This is a genomic window from Vibrio sp. D173a (genome assembly GCF_030248475.1).
The window spans coordinates 1-658 of sequence record NZ_JAHGAH010001185.1 but is presented as its reverse complement, the minus strand read 5'-3'; the positions used below and the strand labels follow the sequence as shown (position 1 = coordinate 658).

The following is a 658-nucleotide window of genomic DNA, read 5'->3' as shown; positions in this document are numbered from 1 at the left end:
TGTCACCGTAGGTAATATGCTCAAACAAGTCGAGATTGATGCAACTCAGCCAAAACTCAATCAAGCAAGCCTTGATAAACCAGTCTTAAGTGGCGGCCCAGTTGCCGAAGACCGTGGGTTTATTCTGCATAAACCCAATGGTAGCTACCAATCTAGCATTAGCATGACAGACCAACTCTCGGTCACGACATCTCGTGATATTCTGACCGTCCTAGGCACTGAAGACGAACCACAGCACTACCTTGTCGCTCTAGGCTATGCCGGTTGGGAGCCGGGACAACTTGAGACAGAGTTAACCGAAAACTCTTGGCTTACCGTTGAAGCGGATCCTAAGGTGATTTTTGACACTCCTATTGGCGAGCGTTGGAAGGTCGCTGTTCAGATGCTAGGTATCAACGCGGCGCACCTCTCAGCAGAGTCTGGTCACGCATAACCCCTATCCCCATAAATTTGGAAAAATTATGTCACGCACGATTATGGCATTTGACTACGGTACTAAGAGTATCGGTAGTGCGATCGGTCAAGAAATTACCGGTACAGCAAGCCCACTGAAAGCATTCAAAGCAAAAGATGGCATCCCAAACTGGGACGATACTGAAAAGCAAATCAAAGAGTGGCAACCCAACCTTATCGTTGAGGGCTACCCAACCTACCTTCA

The 658-nt window shown here is 48.0% G+C and carries 2 protein-coding genes; both read left to right on the top strand.

Annotated features, from left to right (window positions below; all coding sequences use genetic code 11):
- Nucleotides 1-433, top strand: a 433-nt coding sequence (locus KIV40_RS32200; protein WP_285353411.1) for a YqgE/AlgH family protein, incomplete at its 5' end; no start/stop codon positions are given.
- A 28-nt stretch (nucleotides 434-461) separates the two neighbouring features.
- On the top strand, nucleotides 462-658 hold a 197-nt coding region (ruvX, locus tag KIV40_RS32195; protein WP_285353409.1), incomplete at its 3' end, for a Holliday junction resolvase RuvX.